Annotated in this window: 21 protein-coding genes; 11 read left to right on the plus strand and 10 right to left on the minus strand. The window is 65.0% G+C overall.

Going from position 1 to position 19,891, the window contains the following annotated elements:
• Window positions 1–41: 41 nt before the first annotated feature.
• Window positions 42–446: a YkvA family protein gene (locus DFR52_RS19505; RefSeq protein WP_110033691.1), complete on the minus strand. Its 405-nt coding sequence runs from the start codon at window positions 444–446 to the stop codon at window positions 42–44.
• 198 nt (window positions 447–644) lie between these two features.
• Window positions 645–938, minus strand: a complete 294-nt coding sequence (locus tag DFR52_RS19510) for a 4a-hydroxytetrahydrobiopterin dehydratase (RefSeq protein ID WP_110033692.1) — start codon at window positions 936–938, stop codon at window positions 645–647.
• Window positions 939–972: 34 nt separating this feature from the next.
• On the opposite strand from DFR52_RS19510, the gene DFR52_RS19515 reads away from it, so the two are divergent.
• Window positions 973–1,461 carry a low molecular weight protein-tyrosine-phosphatase gene (locus DFR52_RS19515; RefSeq protein ID WP_110033693.1) on the plus strand — a complete coding sequence of 163 codons (489 nt, stop codon included), beginning with the start codon at window positions 973–975 and terminating at the stop codon, window positions 1,459–1,461.
• Here the strand turns inward: DFR52_RS19515 and thpR are convergent.
• From thpR to DFR52_RS19530, 3 genes are all read right to left on the minus strand, one after another.
• Window positions 1,410–2,003 (minus strand): RNA 2',3'-cyclic phosphodiesterase, encoded by a 594-nt coding sequence (gene thpR, locus DFR52_RS19520; protein WP_110033694.1) that lies wholly within the window; start codon window positions 2,001–2,003, stop codon window positions 1,410–1,412. The genes DFR52_RS19515 and thpR overlap by 52 nt on opposite strands.
• Before the next feature lie 174 nt (window positions 2,004–2,177).
• A complete protein-coding gene (locus tag DFR52_RS19525; RefSeq protein WP_110033695.1) occupies window positions 2,178–2,816 on the minus strand; it encodes an arylesterase in 639 nt (212 codons plus the stop codon).
• Window positions 2,817–2,920: 104 nt separating this feature from the next.
• Window positions 2,921–3,931 (minus strand): D-alanine--D-alanine ligase family protein, encoded by a 1,011-nt coding sequence (locus DFR52_RS19530; RefSeq protein ID WP_110033696.1) that lies wholly within the window; start codon window positions 3,929–3,931, stop codon window positions 2,921–2,923.
• 282 nt (window positions 3,932–4,213) lie between these two features.
• Between DFR52_RS19530 and DFR52_RS19535 the strand changes: the two genes are divergently transcribed.
• From DFR52_RS19535 to DFR52_RS19550, 4 genes are all read left to right on the plus strand, one after another.
• Window positions 4,214–4,927, plus strand: coding sequence for an ABC transporter ATP-binding protein (locus DFR52_RS19535; RefSeq protein ID WP_110033697.1), 714 nt, complete (start codon window positions 4,214–4,216; stop codon window positions 4,925–4,927).
• A complete protein-coding gene (locus DFR52_RS19540; protein WP_110033698.1) occupies window positions 4,924–7,476 on the plus strand; it encodes an ABC transporter permease in 2,553 nt (850 codons plus the stop codon). The genes DFR52_RS19535 and DFR52_RS19540 overlap by 4 nt, the downstream gene beginning before the upstream one ends.
• Window positions 7,477–7,771: 295 nt before the next feature.
• Window positions 7,772–8,548, plus strand: a complete 777-nt coding sequence (locus tag DFR52_RS19545) for a Bax inhibitor-1/YccA family protein (RefSeq protein WP_110033699.1) — start codon at window positions 7,772–7,774, stop codon at window positions 8,546–8,548.
• 154 nt (window positions 8,549–8,702) lie between these two features.
• Entirely contained in the window at window positions 8,703–9,251 is a 549-nt protein-coding gene (locus DFR52_RS19550) for a GNAT family N-acetyltransferase (protein WP_110033700.1), read from the plus strand.
• Window positions 9,252–9,268: 17 nt separating this feature from the next.
• On the opposite strand, the gene DFR52_RS19555 is transcribed toward DFR52_RS19550, so the two are convergent.
• The 3 genes from DFR52_RS19555 to acnA all read right to left on the minus strand — a co-directional run bounded on the left by DFR52_RS19555 (window position 9,269) and on the right by acnA (window position 13,658).
• A complete protein-coding gene (locus DFR52_RS19555) occupies window positions 9,269–9,664 on the minus strand; it encodes a DUF2794 domain-containing protein (RefSeq protein WP_110033701.1) in 396 nt (131 codons plus the stop codon).
• A 394-nt stretch (window positions 9,665–10,058) separates the two neighbouring features.
• Window positions 10,059–10,802, minus strand: coding sequence for a DUF1223 domain-containing protein (locus tag DFR52_RS19560; protein ID WP_110033702.1), 744 nt, complete (start codon window positions 10,800–10,802; stop codon window positions 10,059–10,061).
• 165 nt (window positions 10,803–10,967) lie between these two features.
• A complete protein-coding gene (gene acnA / locus DFR52_RS19565) occupies window positions 10,968–13,658 on the minus strand; it encodes an aconitate hydratase AcnA (protein WP_110033789.1) in 2,691 nt (896 codons plus the stop codon).
• Window positions 13,659–13,945: 287 nt separating this feature from the next.
• Between acnA and ccmA the strand changes: the two genes are divergently transcribed.
• The 6 genes from ccmA to DFR52_RS19595 are packed head-to-tail and all read left to right on the plus strand — an operon-like array spanning window position 13,946 to window position 17,427.
• Window positions 13,946–14,617, plus strand: a complete 672-nt coding sequence (ccmA, locus tag DFR52_RS19570; protein WP_110033703.1) for a heme ABC exporter ATP-binding protein CcmA — start codon at window positions 13,946–13,948, stop codon at window positions 14,615–14,617.
• Window positions 14,614–15,276, plus strand: a complete 663-nt coding sequence (ccmB, locus tag DFR52_RS19575; RefSeq protein ID WP_110033704.1) for a heme exporter protein CcmB — start codon at window positions 14,614–14,616, stop codon at window positions 15,274–15,276. The genes ccmA and ccmB overlap by 4 nt, the downstream gene beginning before the upstream one ends.
• Before the next feature lie 44 nt (window positions 15,277–15,320).
• A complete protein-coding gene (locus tag DFR52_RS19580; protein ID WP_110033705.1) occupies window positions 15,321–16,082 on the plus strand; it encodes a heme ABC transporter permease in 762 nt (253 codons plus the stop codon).
• Complete coding sequence (ccmD, locus tag DFR52_RS19585; RefSeq protein WP_110033706.1) at window positions 16,079–16,252, plus strand: heme exporter protein CcmD; 174 nt, start codon at window positions 16,079–16,081, stop codon at window positions 16,250–16,252. Before DFR52_RS19580 ends, ccmD begins: the two co-directional genes overlap by 4 nt.
• On the plus strand, window positions 16,249–16,863 hold the full coding sequence (locus tag DFR52_RS19590; protein WP_110033707.1) for a DsbE family thiol:disulfide interchange protein: 615 nt from the start codon (window positions 16,249–16,251) through the stop codon (window positions 16,861–16,863). Before ccmD ends, DFR52_RS19590 begins: the two co-directional genes overlap by 4 nt.
• A 36-nt stretch (window positions 16,864–16,899) precedes the next feature.
• Complete coding sequence (locus DFR52_RS19595; RefSeq protein WP_110033708.1) at window positions 16,900–17,427, plus strand: NUDIX hydrolase; 528 nt, start codon at window positions 16,900–16,902, stop codon at window positions 17,425–17,427.
• Window positions 17,428–17,592: 165 nt separating this feature from the next.
• Here the strand turns inward: DFR52_RS19595 and DFR52_RS19600 are convergent, their stop codons facing one another.
• Both DFR52_RS19600 and ftsY read right to left on the minus strand, forming a co-directional pair.
• Window positions 17,593–18,270: a septation protein A gene (locus tag DFR52_RS19600; protein ID WP_110033709.1), complete on the minus strand. Its 678-nt coding sequence runs from the start codon at window positions 18,268–18,270 to the stop codon at window positions 17,593–17,595.
• Window positions 18,267–19,853: a signal recognition particle-docking protein FtsY gene (ftsY, locus tag DFR52_RS19605; protein WP_110033710.1), complete on the minus strand. Its 1,587-nt coding sequence runs from the start codon at window positions 19,851–19,853 to the stop codon at window positions 18,267–18,269. The genes DFR52_RS19600 and ftsY overlap by 4 nt, the downstream gene beginning before the upstream one ends.
• Window positions 19,854–19,891: the final 38 nt, after the last annotated feature.

The raw sequence follows: 19,891 nt of genomic DNA on the forward strand, positions 1-19,891 counted from the left end.
GGCGAGAGTTTGACGTCGGGGCATCTGGCACTGGGCAGGCTTCAGTCCGGTCCGCTGGTCCCCGGTCTGCCGGTGCCCTCGCCGCGCATCTGCGCCAGCGCCTTCCGCGCCGCCGCCTTGTGCGCTTCGGTCATGTGACCGCGCACCGTGGCGATCGCCATGGTCAGCACCGCCAGATCATCCGAAAAGCCGATGAACGCGAGGAAATCCGGAACGGCATCGGCGGGCAGGACGAAATAGGCCAGCGCCCCGAACAGGATCGCTCTCGCCCGCGCCGGAGTCTTGGGATCGAGCGCGCAGTAATAGCCGGCCACCACGTCCTCGGCGAACTGGATCTGGCTGGCGGCGCGCGTGAGCGTCCTCCAGAAGCCGGCGCGGACCTTCTGCTCCTGCGCATCGTCCACCCGCGCCTCCGGCCCGAGTATCTCACCCTCGATCGTTGACATGAAACCCTCCGCGTCATCGGTTGCTGCATGGTCATATGGGCGCGAACAGAGCAGGCTTCAACTCATCCGGTGGTCGGCCCCTGTCGGCCTCTGTCGAAAGCACATCGCGTGACTTCAGATTCCCACGATGTGCCTTGGTTCTTTGTCATGATGCATGCCGTGATCCCGAGACCACTGCGCAGATCTGGGCGAACTGCGTCAGCGGGCGAACTTGTTCATGAGTGCCGCCATCTTGAAGTCGAGTTCGGTCAACCCGCCGGCATCGTGGGTGGAGAGTGTCACGTCCACGGTCTTGTAGACATTGCTCCATTCCGGATGGTGATCGAGCTTTTCCGCCAGCATGGCGGCTCTGGTCATGAAGGCGAAGGCTTCGCTGAAATTCCTGAACTGGAACTGGCGCGAGATCGAGCCGCTGTCCTTGGCGGCGGACCAGCCGTCAAGCGTGGCGAGCATTTCGGCAACGGCCGTGCTATCGAGTTTCTCTCGTGACATCGGGCAATCCTACCTTCCTGTGGAGCAAATCATGATGGACAGCGCCGAATCCGAAACCAAACGAATTGGATCGGTGCTCTTCGTCTGCCTGGGCAATATATGCCGTTCGCCGCTGGCCGAGGGGATCTTTCGGCATCAATTGCATCAGGTCGAGCGGCTGGAGGCTTTCCGTCTCGATTCCGCCGGCACCGGCGGCTGGCATGCGGGAGATCCGCCCGATCCGCGCTCCATCGCGGTCGCCCGCAGCCACGGCATCGATATCTCCCAGCAATCCGCACGCCAGATTGTTGCCGCGGACTTCCAGCAATTCGACCTGATCCTCGCCATGGACCGATCCAACGAGGCAACCCTGAAAGCGCGCGCGCCCTTGGCCGCGCAAGGCCGGATCCGGCTGTTCCTCGATCACACGCTCGGCATCCGCGCCGATGTGCCCGATCCCTACCATGATGCGGCGGACGGCTTTGAAGCCGTCTATCGGATGCTCGACCAGGGGTGCTCGGCGCTGTTGCGGAATCTGGCCTGAACAGTGCGGTCGACCAGCGGATAGGCATCCTCGACCAGATAGGGGCCACCGCCGACCGAATCCCGCGACGACATCACGACGAAGCGGCCCACCGTGAACGGCATGGTGCGGAAATCACCCCGGCTGCCCAGATACTGAACCACATCGGCAAGCCTCGGATTGCGCAATCGCGCCAGTGTCACATGCGGGACGAATTTTCGCGGATCCGGCGCCAGCCCGATGCGCTGGCAGATGCGGCCGATCTCACCCTGAAGCGCCATCAGCTCCGGCGAAGGTGCGACCCCGGCCCATATTGAATGCGGCCGCTTTGAGCCGAAACAACCCAGTGACGACAGCGACAGGGTGAAAGGGGCGCGGTCGACCCGGTCAAGCGCATGAACCACCTCGTCGGCAGCGAGCGGATCGACATCCCCGATGAAGTGCAGGGTGATGTGATAGTTCTCGACATCTATCCAGCGTGCACCTGGCAGCCCGCCGCGCAGCAATGACAACGACATTGCGGCATCACGCGGTATCTCGAGTGCGGTAAAAAGCCTTGGCATCGCCTTTCCCCCGAATCGTCTGAACTCCAACGAATCACGCCCTGCCCCCCGGAGCAACCCCAAACCTTGAGGGAAGACCGAAGTTTTGTTGCATCGCAGCAAACCGCGCTGTGGGATCATTTCGACCCAACCCGATGCCGGGATCGTGCGGCCTGCACGGCATCATGGCCCGTGCTATTCCGCCTGCAGCGAACCCACGAACTGTTCCGCGACCGGCAGGAAGTTTTCCACCATGACCTTGATCCCGTCGGAGTTGGGATGCATTCCATCGCTGAGCTCCAGCCCGGGATTGCCTGTCACCCCGTCGAGGAAGAACGGGTACAGCATCAGGTCGTGGCGCTTCGCGAGGTCCGGATAGATTGCATTGAACGTGGCCGCATAGTCCCCGCCCATATTGGGCGGCGCCAGCATTCCAGCCAGCAGCACGGGGATGCCCCGGTCCTGCAGCCGGGCAATTATCGCCTCCAGATTGCTCCTGGTTTCCGACACCGGCAGACCGCGCAGAACATCGTTGGCTCCGAGTTCGAGAATGACACCGTCGGTGCCGTCGGGAATGGACCAGTCGACCCGCGCCAGCCCGTCGGCTGTGGTGTCGCCCGACACCCCGGAATCCGTGATCACCACGTCGTGGCCGCGAGCCTGCAGCGCTTGTGTCAGTTGCGCCGGAAAGCCGGCGCTGGACGGCAGCTGGTAGCCGGCCATCAGGCTGTCGCCGAAGCCGACGATGCTCAGCGTCTCCGCCCGCGCCGCCGTGCTGGCGACGAGAATGGTGGCTGCGACCGCAATTGACGCCAGCGTGTTCTTGATACCCATGATCGTGCTCCCGTGGTCGCCGTGGCCGGCTGTTGCTGCTGCCCTATATAGGCGCGCGGCAGCCGAAACAAACTGCAGCGCTCCAGGAGCCGGCCGCCGTCGCCTCAGCCGTAGCGGCGGCGGGCAAGCTCGATCTGCTCGGACAGGAAGTCGGAAAAGGGAACGCCGGCGGCCGCCAGCGCCTGCGGGATCAGCGATGCCTTGCTCAGGCCGGGCAAGGTGTTGATCTCCAGAAACACCGGCCCGTCCGGCCCGACGATCAGGTCCGTGCGCGAATAGCCATAGGCGCCGATGGCCGCGTGGGCGGCAAGAGCCAGACTCTGGAGCTGGCCGGACAGGGCATCCGGAATGTCGGCCGGGCAGATTTCCTGGCAACCCCGGCCAAGATACTTGGCGCTGTAGTCGAACTGAACATCGGGGTCGAGCACGATCTCCACCGGCGGCAGCCCCCGCAGCACGCCGTCAATCTGGCTCACTCCGACGGTGAATTCCCGCCCGCTGACGAAGGGTTCGAGCATGTAGTCGCATTCGGCGCTGGCGGCGCTCAGCAGGTCCAGCCCGGATGGATCGCGGATGGCGATCAGTCCGTGACTGGAGCCGCTGGCCACGGGCTTGCCGACCAATGGTCCGTGGAGCTGCAGAAAGCCGGCAGCGGCCGAGCCATCCGCACCGGCGCAGATGAGGAGGCTGGGGGCGACGGGGACTCCCCGGGCGGCCGCCAGCAGCTTGGACTGCTGCTTGTCAAAGCCGCTCGCACCCGCAGCCGACCCCGAGCCTGTGAAGGGAATCAGTCGTCTTTCGCAGTCCAGCGCCAGCGCGCCGTCTTCCGCGCCGACGCCATGCAGGCCGAGTACCAGCAGACGCGAGTCGGCCTGGGCCCGCTCCAGAGCTTCGTCGATGCTCCGGGCCAGCGGCTTCGACGTGGGCTCGAATGCGATCTCGAAGGCGGAGCGGTGGGCGGCGAGTTCGGCGTGGCTGACCGGGATGAAGTGGTCGTCGGACTGCCAGAACCACAGATCGGCGTCAGGGGCATGGCTGGCCAGGTTCTGGGCCGAGGCGACCGACACCAGTCGTTCCGCCCCGTGACCACCAAACAGGATCGTGATTTCGGTCATTGTTCACCTTCGGCTTCGCAGTGGGACCCGGCCGGTTGGCGCGTGCCAGGTTGGAGTATCGGGCGCATTGAGCCGGAAATGCGGCGTCCTTCCTGCTGATAGTGACCTATCGGGCTGGTGCCAAGCCGGACACCGCCCGTAGTCGCGGTCTTCCGGCAAAAGACGGCCCGCGGGCGGCATCGATCCGGCCCAGTCTTTAAATCCGGCTGTCCCGCCCCTAAGTGCAAGGGAGCGAATGTTTCACATCTCACCCATCGTTCAATCATGACAGGAAGCGGCCTCGTGACGGAAACAATTGTCAGACTCAGGGCCGCCGATCTCACGCTCGGCAACGGCGCCTCCTCGGTGCATGTTCTCAAGGGCATCGACCTCGACATCGCCAAGGGTGAATCCGTAGGCATCGTGGGCCCCTCGGGTTCCGGCAAGTCGACGCTGCTGATGGTGATCGCCGGCCTCGAGAGGCTCGACGCGGGAGAAATCCATGTCGCCGATGCCGCCCTTCACGGTCTGGGCGAAGATGCACTGGCCGCCGTGCGCGGCCGCACCATCGGCATTGTGTTTCAGTCCTTCCACCTCATTCCCAACATGACGGCGTTGGAGAATGTCGCGGTCCCACTGGAACTCGCCGGACGCGGCGATGCCTTCGACCGGGCGCGCGCGGAACTGGTCGCGGTGGGACTCGGCGAGCGGCTCAGCCATTTCCCGGGACAGCTCTCCGGTGGCGAGCAGCAACGTGTCGCCATTGCCCGGGCTCTCGCGCCCGACCCGATCCTGATCATCGCCGACGAGCCCACAGGCAATCTCGATGGCGAGACCGGGCGGCAGATCATTGAGCTGCTGTTCTCCAAGCAGGCTGAGCGCGGCGCCACGCTGCTGCTGGTCACCCATGACACCAGCCTCGCCGCCCGCTGCAGCCGCCAGGTGTCGGTCCGTTCCGGCCGCATCGTCGGCGATTCCACTTCGGCTGAGGGCGCCGCCGCGCGGGCTCTGGCATGAGCGCGGCCAATCCGGCCGGAACGGGCCTGGCCTTCCGGCTGGCGCTGCGCGAACTGCGCGGCGGCCTGTCCGGCTTCTACATCTTCCTCGCCTGCGTGGCGCTGGGAACTGCGGCCATAGCCGGGGTCAACTCCGTCTCGCAGATGATGACCGGTTCGATCGCCGCCGAGGGCCGGACCATTCTCGGTGGCGATATCCGCTTCGAGACCAACAACCGCGACATCGACGAGGCGCAGCGCGAATTCATTGCCGGCCTCGGCAAGGTCTCGGCCGGCGCCGGTCTGCGAACCATGGCGCGGACCGGCGACGGCTCCGACCAGTCGCTGGTTGAATTGCGCTCCGTGGATGAGGCCTACCCTCTCTACGGCGCGCTCGTCACCGAGCCCGCATTGCCCCGTGCGGCGCTGTTCGAGCTCCGCGACGGGAGCTACGGCGCCGTGACGGCACAGATCCTGCTCGACCGCCTCGGCCTCGTCATCGGCGACAAACTGCTTGTCGGCGACGCCAGTTTCCAGATCCGCGCCACCATGGTCACCGAGCCCGATGCGCTGTCGGAGGGCTTCGGCTTCGCGCCGCGGCTGATGATCTCGGCTGAGGCGCTCACCAGCGCCGGGCTGATCCGTCCGGGCAGTCTCATCGAATACGGCTACCGGGTCCGCCTTGACGCGGCCGGCGCCGCCGACATCGGGGCCGTTCGCGATGCTGCGACAGCCGGATTTCCCGACGCCGGCTGGCAGGTGCGCACCAGCGCCAATGCCGCCCCCGCGCTCACCCGCAACATAGAACGCTTTTCGCAGTTCCTCACCCTGGTGGGTCTGACCGCGCTGATCGTCGGAGGTGTCGGTGTCGCCAACGCCGTGCGCGCCTATCTCGATTCCAAGCGTGGCGTCATTGCCACGCTCAAATGCGTCGGTGCGCAGTCGCGGTTCGTCGTGCTTGTCTACCTCATCGAGGTGATGTTGATCGCGGCCATGGGGGTCGTCATCGGACTGGTCGCGGGCGCCTCGATGCCGTTCCTGGCGGCGAACTTTCTCGCCGGCATGGTGCCGGTCACCGCCCATGCCGAACTCTACCCTTCCGCGCTCGGCATGGCGGCCCTCTTCGGCCTGCTCACTGCCTTCGCCTTCGCCTTGCTGCCGCTGGGGCGCGCAGGCGAAATCCCGGCCACCGCATTGTTCCGGCAGCAGGGCTTTTCGGCCGGGGCCCGCGCCGGCTTGCCCTATCTGATCGCCTCCGGCTCAACGCTTGCCCTTCTCTGCGCCGCCGCGATCGCCACCGCCGACGACAAGCGCGTGGCCGGCATCTTCATCATTGGCGTCGCCGCCGCCTTCTTGGTGCTGCGGCTGGTCGGCCAGCTGGTGCAATGGCTCGCGCGCCGGGCGCCCGTCGTCCCCTCGACCCCGCTCCGGCTCGCCATCGGCAACATCCACCGCCCCGGCGCGCTAACCCCTTCGGTGGTGCTGTCGCTCGGCCTCGGGCTGGCGCTGCTGGTGACCCTGGCGTTGATCGATTCAGATCTGCGCCGCGAACTTTCCGGCAACCTGCCCGAGCGCGCGCCAAATTTCTTCTTCGTCGACATCCAGTCCAATGAAATCGAGGATTTCGAGCGCATCGTCAGGGCCACCGCCCCTGAAGGAAAGATTATCAAGGTGCCGATGCTGCGCGGCCGCATCCTCGAGCTCAACGGCAAGGAAGTCAGCGAGGCCAACGTACCCGAAGGCGGGCGCTGGGTGCTGCGCGGCGACCGCGGCGTCACCTATGCCAGGAACCTTCCCGAAAACACCCGCCTTGCCGAAGGCTCATGGTGGGCGGCAGACTATGCCGGCGAACCGCTTGTCTCCTTCTCGGCGGAAGAGGCGGGCGAACTCGGCCTGAAGATCGGCGACACCGTCACCGTTTCGGTACTGGGCCGCTCTATCACGGCCCGCATCGCCAATCTGCGCGATGTCGAGTGGGAATCGCTGTCGATCAACTTCGTCATGGTTTTTTCGCCCAACACTTTCGCCGGGGCGCCGCATGCCTGGATGGCGACGCTGACCGATCCGGGCGCCGATGCGGCGCTCGAAGGCCAGATCTTGCGCAATGTCACCCAGGCGCACCCGACCATCACCAGCCTCCGGGTGAAGGACGCCATCGAGATCGCAAACCGGCTGGTGGGCCAGATCGGCATCGCCATCCGCGCTGCCGCCTCGGTGGCGCTGATCGCCTCGGTGCTGGTGCTCGCCGGCGCGCTGGCCGCCGGCAACCGGGCGCGCATGCATGACGCGGTGGTGCTCAAGACGCTCGGCGCCACCCGGCGCACGCTGATCCGGGCCTACAGCTACGAATACGGCCTGCTGGGACTTGCCACCGCGATCTTTGCGCTCGGATTCGGCGGTGTCGCCGCCTGGTTCCTGGTCAGCCGCATCATGCACATGCCGTCGCAGTTCATGCCGGGCATCGCGTTCGCGACGCTCGGCGTGGCCCTCGTCGTCACCGTCGGCATCGGCCTTGCCGGCACTTGGCGGGTTCTGGGCCAGAAGGCCGCACCGGTGCTGCGCGAACTCTAATGCAGGTCGCCCGAAAGCGTCCAGCGGTTTCGGGATCACGACATGCATCCTTACAGAGAGCTGCGGCCATCGCGTGAATCTGAATTCACGCGATGGGCCCTAGAAGAGCGGGAAGCGGGTCTCTCGGATCCAGAACGGCGGAAATCGGCAGGAATTGCCGCTTCCGGCGCGCGAGCCCTTGTGGTCGGTTGATTCAATCATCATATTGAACGCAGGCATGCTGGAGCCCCGCAGCGGCGCCTGGGATGAAAGTTCCCGACTCCGTAAACCTATCCGGGGCTTATAAGAGGAAATCATGGCTGACTTTCGCAATTCGAATGTCCGCGTGGCAGGAGGCGCCCACGTCGACGCTGATATAGATCAGGGTCTGCGCGCCTATATGCTGCGCGTCTACAATCTCATGGCAATGGGTCTGGGCATCACCGGCGTGGCTGCCTATGCCATCGCGATGTTTGCGACAACCAACGATCCGGCCGCCGCGGTTGCCACGCTCGGCAACGGCAAGATGCTGACCAGCCTTGGCGCCGCGCTCTATGGTTCGCCGCTCAAGTGGGTGGTCATGCTTGCGCCGCTGGGCATGGTGTTCTTCCTGAGCGCACGCCTTGAAAAGATGAGCGTCGCCTCCGCGCAGACCGCCTTCTGGGTGTTCGCAGCGCTGATGGGCGTCTCCCTGTCGTCGATCTTCCTGGTCTACACCGGTGCGTCGATCACGCAGACCTTCTTCGTGACCGCGGCGTCGTTCGGTGCGCTGTCGCTCTATGGCTACACCACCAAGCGCAACCTGTCGGCGATGGGCTCGTTCCTGATGATGGGCCTGTTCGGCCTGATCATCGCCATGGTGGTCAACATCTTCCTGCAGTCGAGCGCGCTGCAGTTCGCCATCTCGGCAATCGGCGTGCTGATCTTCGCAGGCCTGACCGCCTACGACACGCAGCAGATCAAGGAGATGTATTACGAGGGCGATTCAGACGCCACCGCCGGTCGCAAGGCGATCATGGGTGCGCTGCGTCTCTATCTCGACTTCATCAACCTGTTCACCTTCCTGCTCCAGTTCATGGGCAACCGCGAATAGTCCGTCGCAATCGACAGGAAAAGCGGCCTTCGGGCCGCTTTTTTTATGCCCACGCAACACTCTCCGGCCGGTGATCACGGGGCTGCGCCGGCCTGTTTGCCTTCGGTCCCGATTGGTCTAGAAGGTGGCGAGCTCCACCGGACCCGACACCGCCATGATCATCCGCGATTGCCGTCCCGCCGATCTTCCCGCCATCACCGCGATCTATGCCGAGAGCGTCGAGACCGGCGTCGCCAGCTATGAGCTTGTCGCGCCCGATCTTGCCGAGATGACCCGCCGCCATTCGGCCATCGTCGCTGACGGCTACCCCTACGTGGTCGCCGAGGACGGCGGAACCATCATCGGCTATGCCTATGCCTCCGCGTTCCGCACCAGGCCTGCCTACCGCTGGCTGGTGGAGGATTCGATCTATCTCGCCGCCGCGGCGCAGGGCCGCGGTACCGGCAGCGCCCTGCTGGCGGAGCTGCTCGCGCGTTGCGCGGGCCTCGGCTTCCGGCAGATGCTGGCGGTGATCGGCGGCGCCCATCCGGCTTCGGTGGCGGTGCACCGCAAGGCCGGTTTCGTCGATGCGGGCCTCATCCATGCCACGGGCTACAAGCACGGCCGCTGGCTCGACACCGCGCTGATGCAGATCGCGCTGGGCGAAGGCAGCACCACCGACCCCGAGATGCAAAGCTATCCGGGAACCCTGTTTCGCGGCTGAACCCGGTCGACCGGAGGTCAGACCAGGCGAGGCGGCTTGTCGAAGAACTTCAGCACCTGCGCCAGATCGTGACCCCGCTTGAGCACCGCGCCGGCGCTGGCGGTGATGCTGAACGCGCCCTGCCGGCGCGCGCGCGACGGGTCTTTCTCGATCCGGTAGAGCGGCACTTCGCTGGCGCGGCGGAACACCGAGATCACCGCCCGGTCGTGCAGGTGGTCGATGGCATAGTCGCGCCAGTGTCCCTCCGCGACCATCCGGCCGTAGAGACGAAGAATGAGATCGAGCTCGCGGCGCTGGAAGGTGATCAGCTCCGGCTGTTCGCGGCGCCGCGCCTCGGCGAGATCGACCAGCACGGGCTCTTTGTCCTGGCTGTCGGCGCGCCGGGATTTGCGTGAATCTGATGCGTCCGTCATCTCTCGGCTCACCTCGAAGCAGTTGGCACGCCAGTTTGCCTCAAGAGGCGGGGAATTCAACCCCGGCGAGGATGAGGATTCCGGCGCGGGCGGATCGACCGGGCCTGCCGGGGCGCCGCTCTCAGGAGAGGCCGAGCGAATGCCCGGCGGCGGTGCCGACCGGGCCTGCATTTCTCACATTTCGGCCGTAATTCAGTCAAATCCGCGCCCGATTCGGGGACGAGAGTGAGGTCGTTGCCTCAAATGGTCCGGCCCGGGGATTTCGATTTTCAGCCCCCCAGCCCCTCGGAGCCTTCGGGTCGGACCGACTTTTCAAAGCCCATTCCCGGGACTGGAGGCAGCATCCCCATACTCCGGCCGGCGCGAAGCCGGTCTTTTTTTGTTCGGGTTTGCGTCAGCCCGCTGCCTTGGCGTCGATCACCGCCGCGCCCAGGATGGCGCCCGGCGCGCCGTCGCGCGACACCTGCTGCAGCAGGATGGCGCAACCGCGGCCGGGATGGGCCGCCAGCACCGATTCCGGCAGCTTCAGCGTCACCTCGCCTCCCGACCACATTCCGATGGTTTCCGTCGCCTGCACGCTGTGCCGGTAGGTGATGGTCTTGCCGCGGTTTTCGCCGCGGTCGATGGCCACCTTGGTCTTCTCGTCGAAATAGACCGCCACCACATTGGCCTTGCCCTGGCCGGCGCCGATGTGCACGCGCACGCCTTGCGGATCGGTGACAATGGAAACATCCACCGAAGGGCCCTGATGTCTGGCCGTCATAGCAGCGAGCGCTGCCCTGATGGCCGCATCGTCTGCTCCGTTGACATGGTCGCGGCCGTTGATCACCGCCTGCGGCGTGTAGACACTGCTCCGGTTGAGCGTGCGGGCATAGCCGTATTGCCGCTCGGTGCTGGCGGGCGAGCTCAGCGTGTCCTTCCAGCCGAGATAGTTCCAGTAGTCGACATGATAGCTCAATGCCAGCACCTTGCCTTCGTCGATCAGCCGCGACAGCGTCGCGTCGGCGGGCGGACACGACGAGCAGCCCTGGCTGGTGAACAGCTCGACCACGCCGACGAGATCCCTGGCCATTCCCGGCATCGGCGCAGCGGCAAGAGCGGGGAGGGAAAGAGCGACGACGGCAATCATTTTCAACATGTCGTGGCCTTCCGGCAATACGCTTGGCTCAGGGAATGGTGAACCCTCTTCTAGCGCCGCGCCGCACACACGTCCAAATCAACTTGCGGTGAGACCGGGTCGGCGCACCGGAACGCAAAACGCCGGGGCTTGGCCCCGGCGTCTGTTCTTCCGTGGCGAATGGCCTCAGGCGGCCAGGTCGCGCAGCACCGTCTGAAGGATGCCGCCGTTCTTGAGGTATCCGAGTTCATCGAGCGTATCGACGCGGCAGACCAGCGGCACATCCTTGACCGTGCCATCGGCAAAGGTCACCTTGGCGACCTTCTTCTCGCCCGGCTGGATATTGGTCAGTCCCTCGATCGACACCGTCTCGTCGCCCTTCAGGTCGAGGCTTTCCCAGGATGTGCCTTCCTCGAAGACAAAGGGAATCACACCCATGCCAACCAGGTTGGACCGGTGAATGCGCTCGTAGGACTGGGCGATAACTGCACGGACTCCGAGCAGATTCGTTCCCTTTGCAGCCCAGTCACGCGACGAACCATTGCCATATTCGGCACCTGCGAAAATCACCAGCGGCACGCCTTCGGCCTTGTACTGCATGGCCGCATCGAAGATCGAGACCTCCTCGCGCGACGGATAGTGGAAGGTGTAGCCACCTTCACGTCCGTTCGGTCCCAGCATGTGGTTGCGCAACCGGATATTGGCGAACGTGCCGCGCATCATCACTTCATGATTGCCGCGACGGGTGCCGTACTGATTGAAATCCGCCACGCCGACCCCGTGATTGATCAGATAGGCGCCTGCCGGTGATTGGGCCTTGATCGAGCCTGCCGGAGAAATGTGGTCGGTGGTGATCTTGTCGCCGAACAGACCCAGCACGCGAGCGCCCTTGATGTCGGAAATTCCGGCGCCGGTCTTGCCCATGCCCTCGAAATAGGGCGGGTTCTGCACATAGGTCGACGAGTCTTCCCAGGCATAGGTCTGGCTCGTCGGCACTTCGACGGCCTGCCAGTTTTCGTCGCCCTTGAACACGTCGGCATACTTGGCCGCGTAGAGTGCGCGGGTGACATATTTCATGATGAACTCCTGGATCTCCTGCGAGGAGGGCCAGATGTCCTTGAGGTAGACAGGGTTGCCGTCCTGGTCTTCGCCGATCGGCTCCTTGGTCAGGTCCATCTTGACCGAACCAGCCAGGGCGTAGGCCACCACCAGCGGCGGTGAGGCCAGGTAGTTGGCCTGCACGTCGGGCGAAATGCGGCCTTCGAAATTGCGGTTGCCCGACAGAACGCCGGCGGCAATCAGGCCCTTGTCGTTGATGGTCTTGGACACCGGCGCCGGCAGCGGGCCGGAATTGCCGATGCAGGTGGTGCAGCCGAAGCCGACCAGGTTGAAACCGAGCTTGTCGAGATCGGCCTGAAGCCCGGATTTTTCCAGATACTCGGCCACCACCTGGCTACCGGGCGCGAGCGAGGTCTTCACCCACGGTTTGGTCTTGAGACCCTTGGCCAGTGCGTTGCGGGCCAAAAGCCCGGCGCCGATCAGAACGCTCGGGTTGGAGGTGTTGGTGCAGGAGGTGATGGCGGCGATGGCGACATCGCCATGACCGAGATCGTAGTCCTCGCCCTCGACCTGGTAGCGATTGTTGAGCTGACCCGGTTTCTTGTATTCGTCTTCCAGCGACTTGGCGAAGCCGGTGGCGATGCCTTCGAGCGGAATCCGGCCTTCCGGACGCTTCGGACCAGCCATCGACGGCACGACGCTGCCGAGATCAAGATCGAGCGTGTCGGTGAACACCGGATCGGCTTCAGAGGTGTAGCGCCACATGCCCTGCGCCTTGGAATAGGCTTCAACCAGCTTGATGCGGTCTTCGTCGCGGCCCGACATCGTCAGGTAGTTGATGGTTTCGCCATCAACCGGGAAGAACCCGCAGGTGGCGCCATATTCCGGGCCCATGTTGCCGATTGTGGCGCGGTCGGCCAGCGACATCGAATCAAGGCCGGGGCCATAGAATTCGACGAACTTGGAGACGACGCCCTTCTTGCGCAGCATCTGCACCACGGTCAGCACCAGATCGGTGGCGGTGACGCCTTCCTTCAGCGCACCGGTGAGGCGGAAGCCGATAACTTCCGGGAGCAGCATCGAAATGGGCTGGCCGAGCATCGCTGCTTCGGCCTCGATGCCGCCCACGCCCCAGCCCAGGACACCCAGACCATTGATCATGGTGGTGTGGCTGTCCGTGCCGACGCAGGTGTCGGGATAGGCGACGATCTCGCCGTCCTCTTCCTTGGTCCACACGGTCTGGCCAAGATATTCGAGATTGACCTGGTGGCAGATGCCGGTGCCGGGGGGGACGACGCGGAAATTCTTGAACGCCTGCTGGCCCCACTTGAGAAAGCGGTAGCGTTCGCCGTTGCGCTCGTATTCCAGTTCGACATTGCGGCCGAGCGCCGAGGCGGTGCCGAATTCGTCGACGATGACCGAGTGGTCGATGACGAGATCGACGGGAACCAGCGGGTTGATCTTCTGCGGATCGCCGCCGAGCGCCACCATGGCGTCGCGCATGGCGGCCAGGTCGACCACGGCGGGAACGCCGGTGAAATCCTGCATCAGAACGCGGGCGGGGCGATAGGCGATCTCAGCGTCCGCCTTGCCCTTGTTTGTGAGCCAGGCGACAACAGCGAGGATGTCGCCCTTCTTCACCGTGCGGCCGTCTTCATTGCGCAGGAGGTTCTCCAGAAGCACTTTCATGGAAAATGGCAGTTGCCCCACGCCGGCAAGACCGTTCTTTTCGGCTTCCACGAGGCTATAATAGACATAGTCGGTTCCGTCCACATTCAGGACGGACCGGCAATTGAAGCTGTCGAGTGATTTTGCCACAGGCAACCCGCTTTCGTCAGTTCAGCCGAAGTCTGAAGGCGAACACCTGATGCGCTGACGCGCTGTCGAGGATTGCGGGTACGATCATTTCCGCTGTCCGCCCGCGCCACCCTTTCGGGGTGCCATGTTCGGCTCCAGGATAAAAAATTCACGCCGACCGCTGGCGTGGTTGCAGGCCTTATAGATAATTTCGTAAGAACGATCCAGACCAACAATCGGCGTAGAGCAGTGTTTTTTCAAAGATGTGAATCCGGGACCTGATCCCGGTGGCGGGAATACGGGGGCCAATGCAGGCGAAAGCAACGAATTTACGCGGCCGGCGCGGGGACAGCGTCGTCTTCTCCGCTGTCGGTTTCACCCTGCAATCGGGCCGTGCCCTTGTCGTTACCGGCCCCAATGGCGCGGGCAAGTCCACCCTGCTGCGGGTTCTGGCCGGACTGCTCGGCGCCGACGAGGGCAGTTTCCGCCTGACGGACGCCGCCGGCATCGATCTCCCGGTCGCCCGGGAAGCGCACTATCTCGGCCACGCCAATGCGATGAAGCGGGAGCTCACGGTCACCGAAAACCTCTCGTTCTGGCGCAATTTTCTCGCTGCCGACCAGCCGTCGGGCCTCTCCGTCGATGCGGCCATCGACGCGGTCGGGCTCAGCGGCGTCGGGCACCTTCCCTTCGGCTATCTCTCGGCCGGCCAGAAGCGCCGCATCGCGCTTGCGCGTCTGTTGGTGGCGCGGCGGCCGCTGTGGCTGCTCGATGAGCCGACCGCGGCGCTCGACGCTAAGGCTGATTCGATGTTTGCCGGTCTGGTCACCGCGCATCTCGAGCGCGGCGGCATGGCGATCGCCGCCACCCACCAGCCGCTCGGGCTTGAGTCGGTCGAGACCCTGCGGCTCGACGGCGTCCATCACGCCGTTGATTCGGAGCACGGCACCTGGGATGACAGGTCGGAGGTCCGGGCATGATGGCGCTGTTCCGCCGCGATCTCGCCATCGCTACCCGGTCCGGCGGCGCGGCCATGCTGGCGGTGCTGTTCTTTCTCGCCGTCGTCGCCGTCGCACCCTTCGGCATCGGCCCGGATCTCAACCTGCTTGCCCGGATCGGCCCGGCCTTTCTCTGGATCGGCGCGTTGCTGGCTTCGCTGCTCGGTCTTGACCGGCTGTTCCAGGCCGACCGCGAGGACGGCTCTCTCGACCTCATCCTGATGCAGGAGACGCCGGATCTCATCCTCACCGTCTTCGTCAAGAGCTTTGCCCACTGGGTGGCAAGCGGCCTGCCGCTGGTGCTCGTCTCGCCTCTGCTCGGACTGCTGATGAACATGGGGCTCGAATCGACCGGCGCGGTCATGCTGACGCTGCTGGCCGGCACGCCGGCGATTGCCTTCATCGGTGCCACCGGCGCCGCGGTGGCCGTGGCCTTGCCCCGCGGCGGTCTGCTGGTCTCGATCCTGATCCTGCCGCTGGCCATTCCGGTGCTGATTTTCGGCGTCAGCGCCAGCTATGCCGCCGTCACCGACCCGGACCCGTTCTGGCCGCCGTTCATGATCCTCTCGGCCATCACCCTGTTTTTCGCGGCACTCGGGCCGGTGGCGGCGGCCGTGGCGCTCAAGGCAGCGGCAGATTGACCCGGGCAATTGAACTTGTCCGGGCAAATGGCTAGACAGATGCCATGAGCGATGTGAGCATCTCCCCAGGCTGGCTGACGAGATTGGCCAATCCCTCCCGATTCCTGGAGCTGAGCGGCCGGATTCTTCCCTGGCTCTGGGCAGCGACGCTGGCGGCTTTCGCGGCCGGGCTCGTCATGTCGTTCAACGCCCCCGAGGATTACCAGCAGGGCATCACCGTTTCGATCATGTTCATCCATGTGCCCGCCGCCTGGCTGGCGATGATGTGCTATTCGCTGATGGCCGTCTCGGCGATCGGCACGCTGGTCTGGCGCCATCCGCTGGCCGATGTCTCGGCCAAGGCGGCCGCGCCCATTGGCGCGGTCTTCACCTTCCTGGCGCTGGTTACCGGTTCGCTCTGGGGCCGGCCTATGTGGGGCACCTGGTGGGTCTGGGACGCGCGCCTGACCTCGGTCTTCGTGCTGTTCCTGATGTACCTCGGCCTGATCGCGCTCAACCGCGCCATGGACGAGCCGGGGCGCGCGGCGCGGGCCACCGCGGTGCTGATCCTGGTCGGCTTCGTCAACATCCCCATCATCAAGTTCTCGGTCAACTGGTGGAACACTTTGCACCAGCCCGCAAGCGTCATGCGGCTCGACGGGCCGACGATCCATCCTTCGCTGCTCTATCCGCTGCTGGTCATGGCGGTGGCGTTCACGCTGCTGTTCTTCACGCTGCACATGATGGCGATGCGCAACGAGATCTGGCGCCGCCGGGTCCAGACGATGCGCCACCGGGCCGCGCGCGCCATCGGATCGGGCCAATGATGAGCCATCTGGCCTTTGTGGCACTGGCCTATGGCGTTACCGCCCTGACCGTCGCGGCCATGGTGCTCGCCATCGTTCTCGATGGCCGCGCCCGCAGACGTGAACTCGCCGATCTCGAGGCCCGCGGCATCCGCCGCCGCGCCGCCGGCGCTGACGGGATCGTGTCATGACCGAACGACCCGAAGCTTCACCCGGCAGGCCGGCGGCGGCCGGGCGCCGTCGACTGCTGCTCGCCTTTCTACCGCTGATCCTGTTCATGGCGCTGGCGGGCGTGTTCCTTTACCAGCTGGGCTCCGGCAAGGACGCCAGCGAGATTCCCTCTGTACTCATCGGCTCCCGGGCGCCGAGCCTGGCGCTGGCGCCGCTGGAGGGACTCAACCGCGACGGCGTGCCCGTTCCCGCGCTCACCGATGCGGCGGTTGCCGGCAGGCTGACGCTGGTCAATGTCTGGGCTTCCTGGTGCGTGCCCTGCCGCCAGGAGCATCCGCTGCTGTTTGCTCTCGGGCAGGATCCGCGCCTGACCCTGGTCGGTATCAATTACAAGGACAAGTCCGAGAACGCGCTGCGGTTCCTCGGCGAGCTCGGCAACCCCTTTGCCGCCGTCGGCATCGATCCCGCCGGCCAGTCGGCCATCGACTGGGGCGTCTACGGCATTCCCGAGACCTATCTTGTCGGCCCCGACGGCACCATCCTGTTCAAGCAGATCGGCCCCTTCACCGAAGAAACGATGGCCTCCAGGCTGATGCCTGTCATCGAAAAGCATGCCGGCCCCGCATCCTGACTGGCTCTTTGCCGGCCGCGGTCCTATGGTTCCCGCATGGACAAGAGCATCAACTTCCGACGCCTGATTCCCGATGGCGACACCCATGAGCGCGACGTCTGCGCCAGTTGCGGTTTCGTCAACTACCAGAACCCGCGCATCGTCGTCGGCTCCGTCGTGCGCCATGCCGGCAAGGTGCTGCTGTGCCGTCGCGCGATCGAGCCCCGGCGCGGCTTCTGGACCGTGCCGGCCGGTTATCTCGAACTCAATGAGACGCCCGAACACGGCGCCCTGCGCGAAGCGCGCGAGGAGGCGCTCGCCCGCCTCCATCTCGGCGATTTGCTGGCGGTCTATTCCGTGCCGCATCTGAGCCAGGTGCAGCTCATCTACCGCGCCGAGTTCGCTGCGCTCGACTCCGACCAGCCGCTGTTCGGCGCCGGAGAGGAGAGCCTGGAGGTCGGCCTGTTCGACTGGGACCGCCTGCCGCTCGGCGACATCGCCTTCCCGACGGTGCACTGGATGCTCGACCACGAGCGCGAGGTTCAGGCGAAGGGCTATCATGGTCCGTTCGGCAATCCCGCCTGACGGTGAGCCAGAGCATTTCCAGACCAAGTGAATGTCACTTCGTCGTCGAACAATGCGACGTATCAGAAACCTGGAGCGCTTCTGCGGGTCGATGAAAGGCAGAACCGATCTGTTGGGCGAACCGCAGGCATCGGCGAGCCACCCTCAGCCGCCGCGCCCGCCGCTTCAGGCCTGGTCCTTGGCCTCTTCGGGAAGGGCATGCCGCATCATCAGCGGCATCTGCGCCAGCATGAACAGGATCGACAGCGGCATGTTGCCCCACACCTTGAAGGCAATCCAGGTATCGGTGGAGAAATTGCGCCACATCACCTCGTTGACGACCGCCATCACCAGGAAATAGACACCCCAGCGGAAGGTGAGCTTGCGCCAACCCTCCGCATCAAGTTGAAAAGCCGAATCGAACACATAGCCGAGAAGGGATCGTCCAAACCAGAGGCCGCCGAGCAGGATTGTCCCGAACATGGTGTTGATGATGGTCGGCTTGATCTTGAAGAAAAACTCGTCGTGAAGCCAGAAGCCTATCGCGCCGAAAACGAAGATCACCACGGCGGAGAGAATTGGCATGATCGGGAGCGATCGGAGCAAGATCCATGAGATCGTCAGCGCGATCGCCGTTGCCGCCATGAATGCAGCACTGGCTATGAAGATGGGCTTACCGAGCGAAGCCAGCATCGGAAACTGTTCGGCCATCCATTCGGCTTTGCTGTTGGCGAAGAAGAAGACGAGCAGCGGCCCGAGCTCGAGAGCGAGCTTCAGCACCGGGTTGATGTGCTTGCGCTTCGGATCGGCGGGATCGCGCTCGAACAGCGACTGGTCTTCGGTTTCACTCTTGTGGTCGCTCACTCTGTCTCTCCGGCAATGGCTGCGGCGAAATCCTTCGCCTCGAATGGTTCGAGATCGTCGACGCCTTCGCCGACCCCGATGAAATAGACCGGCAGTTTGTGCTTGGCCGCGATTGCCACCAGGATGCCGCCGCGCGCCGTGCCATCAAGTTTCGTCATCACCAGGCCGTTGACGCCGGCGATGTTGCGGAAGATCTCGACCTGGTTGAGAGCGTTCTGACCGGTGGTGGCATCCAGCGTCTGAAGCACCGTGTGCGGTGCCTCCGGATCGAGCTTGCCGATGACCCGGACCACCTTGGCCAGTTCGTCCATCAGCTCGGTGCGGTTCTGCAGCCTCCCGGCAGTGTCGATGATGAGCACGTCGGCCTTGGCGGTACGGGCCGCCTCGAAGGCTTCGTAGGCAAGGCCGGCCGCGTCGGCACCGAGACGGGTCGAGATCACCTGTGCCCCGGTGCGTTCGCCCCAGATCTTGAGCTGCTCGATGGCCGCGGCGCGGAACGTGTCGCCGGCCGCCAGCATCACCTTGAGCCCGCCGGCGGACAGTTTGGCCGACAGCTTGCCGATCGTGGTGGTCTTGCCGGTGCCGTTGACGCCGACGACGAGGATGACATGCGGCCGGTGGCTGAGGTCGAGCTGCAGCGGCTTTGCCACCGGCGAGAGCACCTTCTCGATCTCGGCCGCCATCACGCGGTTGACCTCGGCAGCCGAGATGTCCCTGCCGTAGCGGCTGGCCGACAGCGCTCCGGTGATCCGCATCGCCGTCTCGACGCCAAGATCTGCCTGGATCAGCACGTCCTCGAGGTCCTGGAGAGTGTCGTCGTCAAGCTTGCGCTTGGTGAAGATCGAGGTGACCTGACCGGTGAGCTGCGAGGAGCTGCGCGACAGCCCCTGGCGCAGTTTCTGCCACCAGCCTGCCTGTGTCTGCGGTTCCGCAGCGGGCGTTGCCAGGGGTGCGGCGCGCGACACGGTCTTGCCAACCTGCACGGTGCCCGAGGGCGTCTCCGGTCCCTCCAGGGCTGCTGGTTCGGGGACGGGAGAGACCTCGATCTCTTGCAGCCCTGCGGGGGCGGTAAGGCCGGCCCGATCCTGCGCGGCTTCTGCCGTGGCCGGCTCCCCGGCGTCGGGCAATCCGTGAGGCATGACGGGCATGATTTCGCCGGCCTCCGCGTGCCCCGCCTCCGAAGCAACCTCAGGCTCAATCGCCCCGGTTCCCGGCGCGCCTTGCGCCGGCGTCACCAGATCGGCGGGCACGATCTCCGCACCGGGCAAGCGTTCGGGATTGCCGGGCGCATCCGCCGGTGCCGCGATCGGCGGCTCGCCGGCATGCTCCTCATCCGCGGGCTCGGGTGTCGACAGATCGGGTTCGGGCGCCGTCTCCGGGGTGAACTCCATGGCGCTGTCGGCGGGAAAGCCGCTGACCACAGAGTCCCCCGCCGACCGCGGCAGCGGCGGCAGCGAGGCGATCTTCGGCTCGGCCAAACCTTCGGCCACGGTCTCGGATGCGCGTGCCGCCTCCGTCCCGGAAGCGGCGGCGGGCTTGCCCTTGCCGAAGGAGAACACCTTTTTGATGAAGTCTAGAGCCATGCCTGCGTCAGTCCTTGTATCGGCGGGCGCTCTCGCCC

The organism is Hoeflea marina, assembly GCF_003182275.1.
Taxonomy (GTDB): domain Bacteria; phylum Pseudomonadota; class Alphaproteobacteria; order Rhizobiales; family Rhizobiaceae; genus Hoeflea; species Hoeflea marina.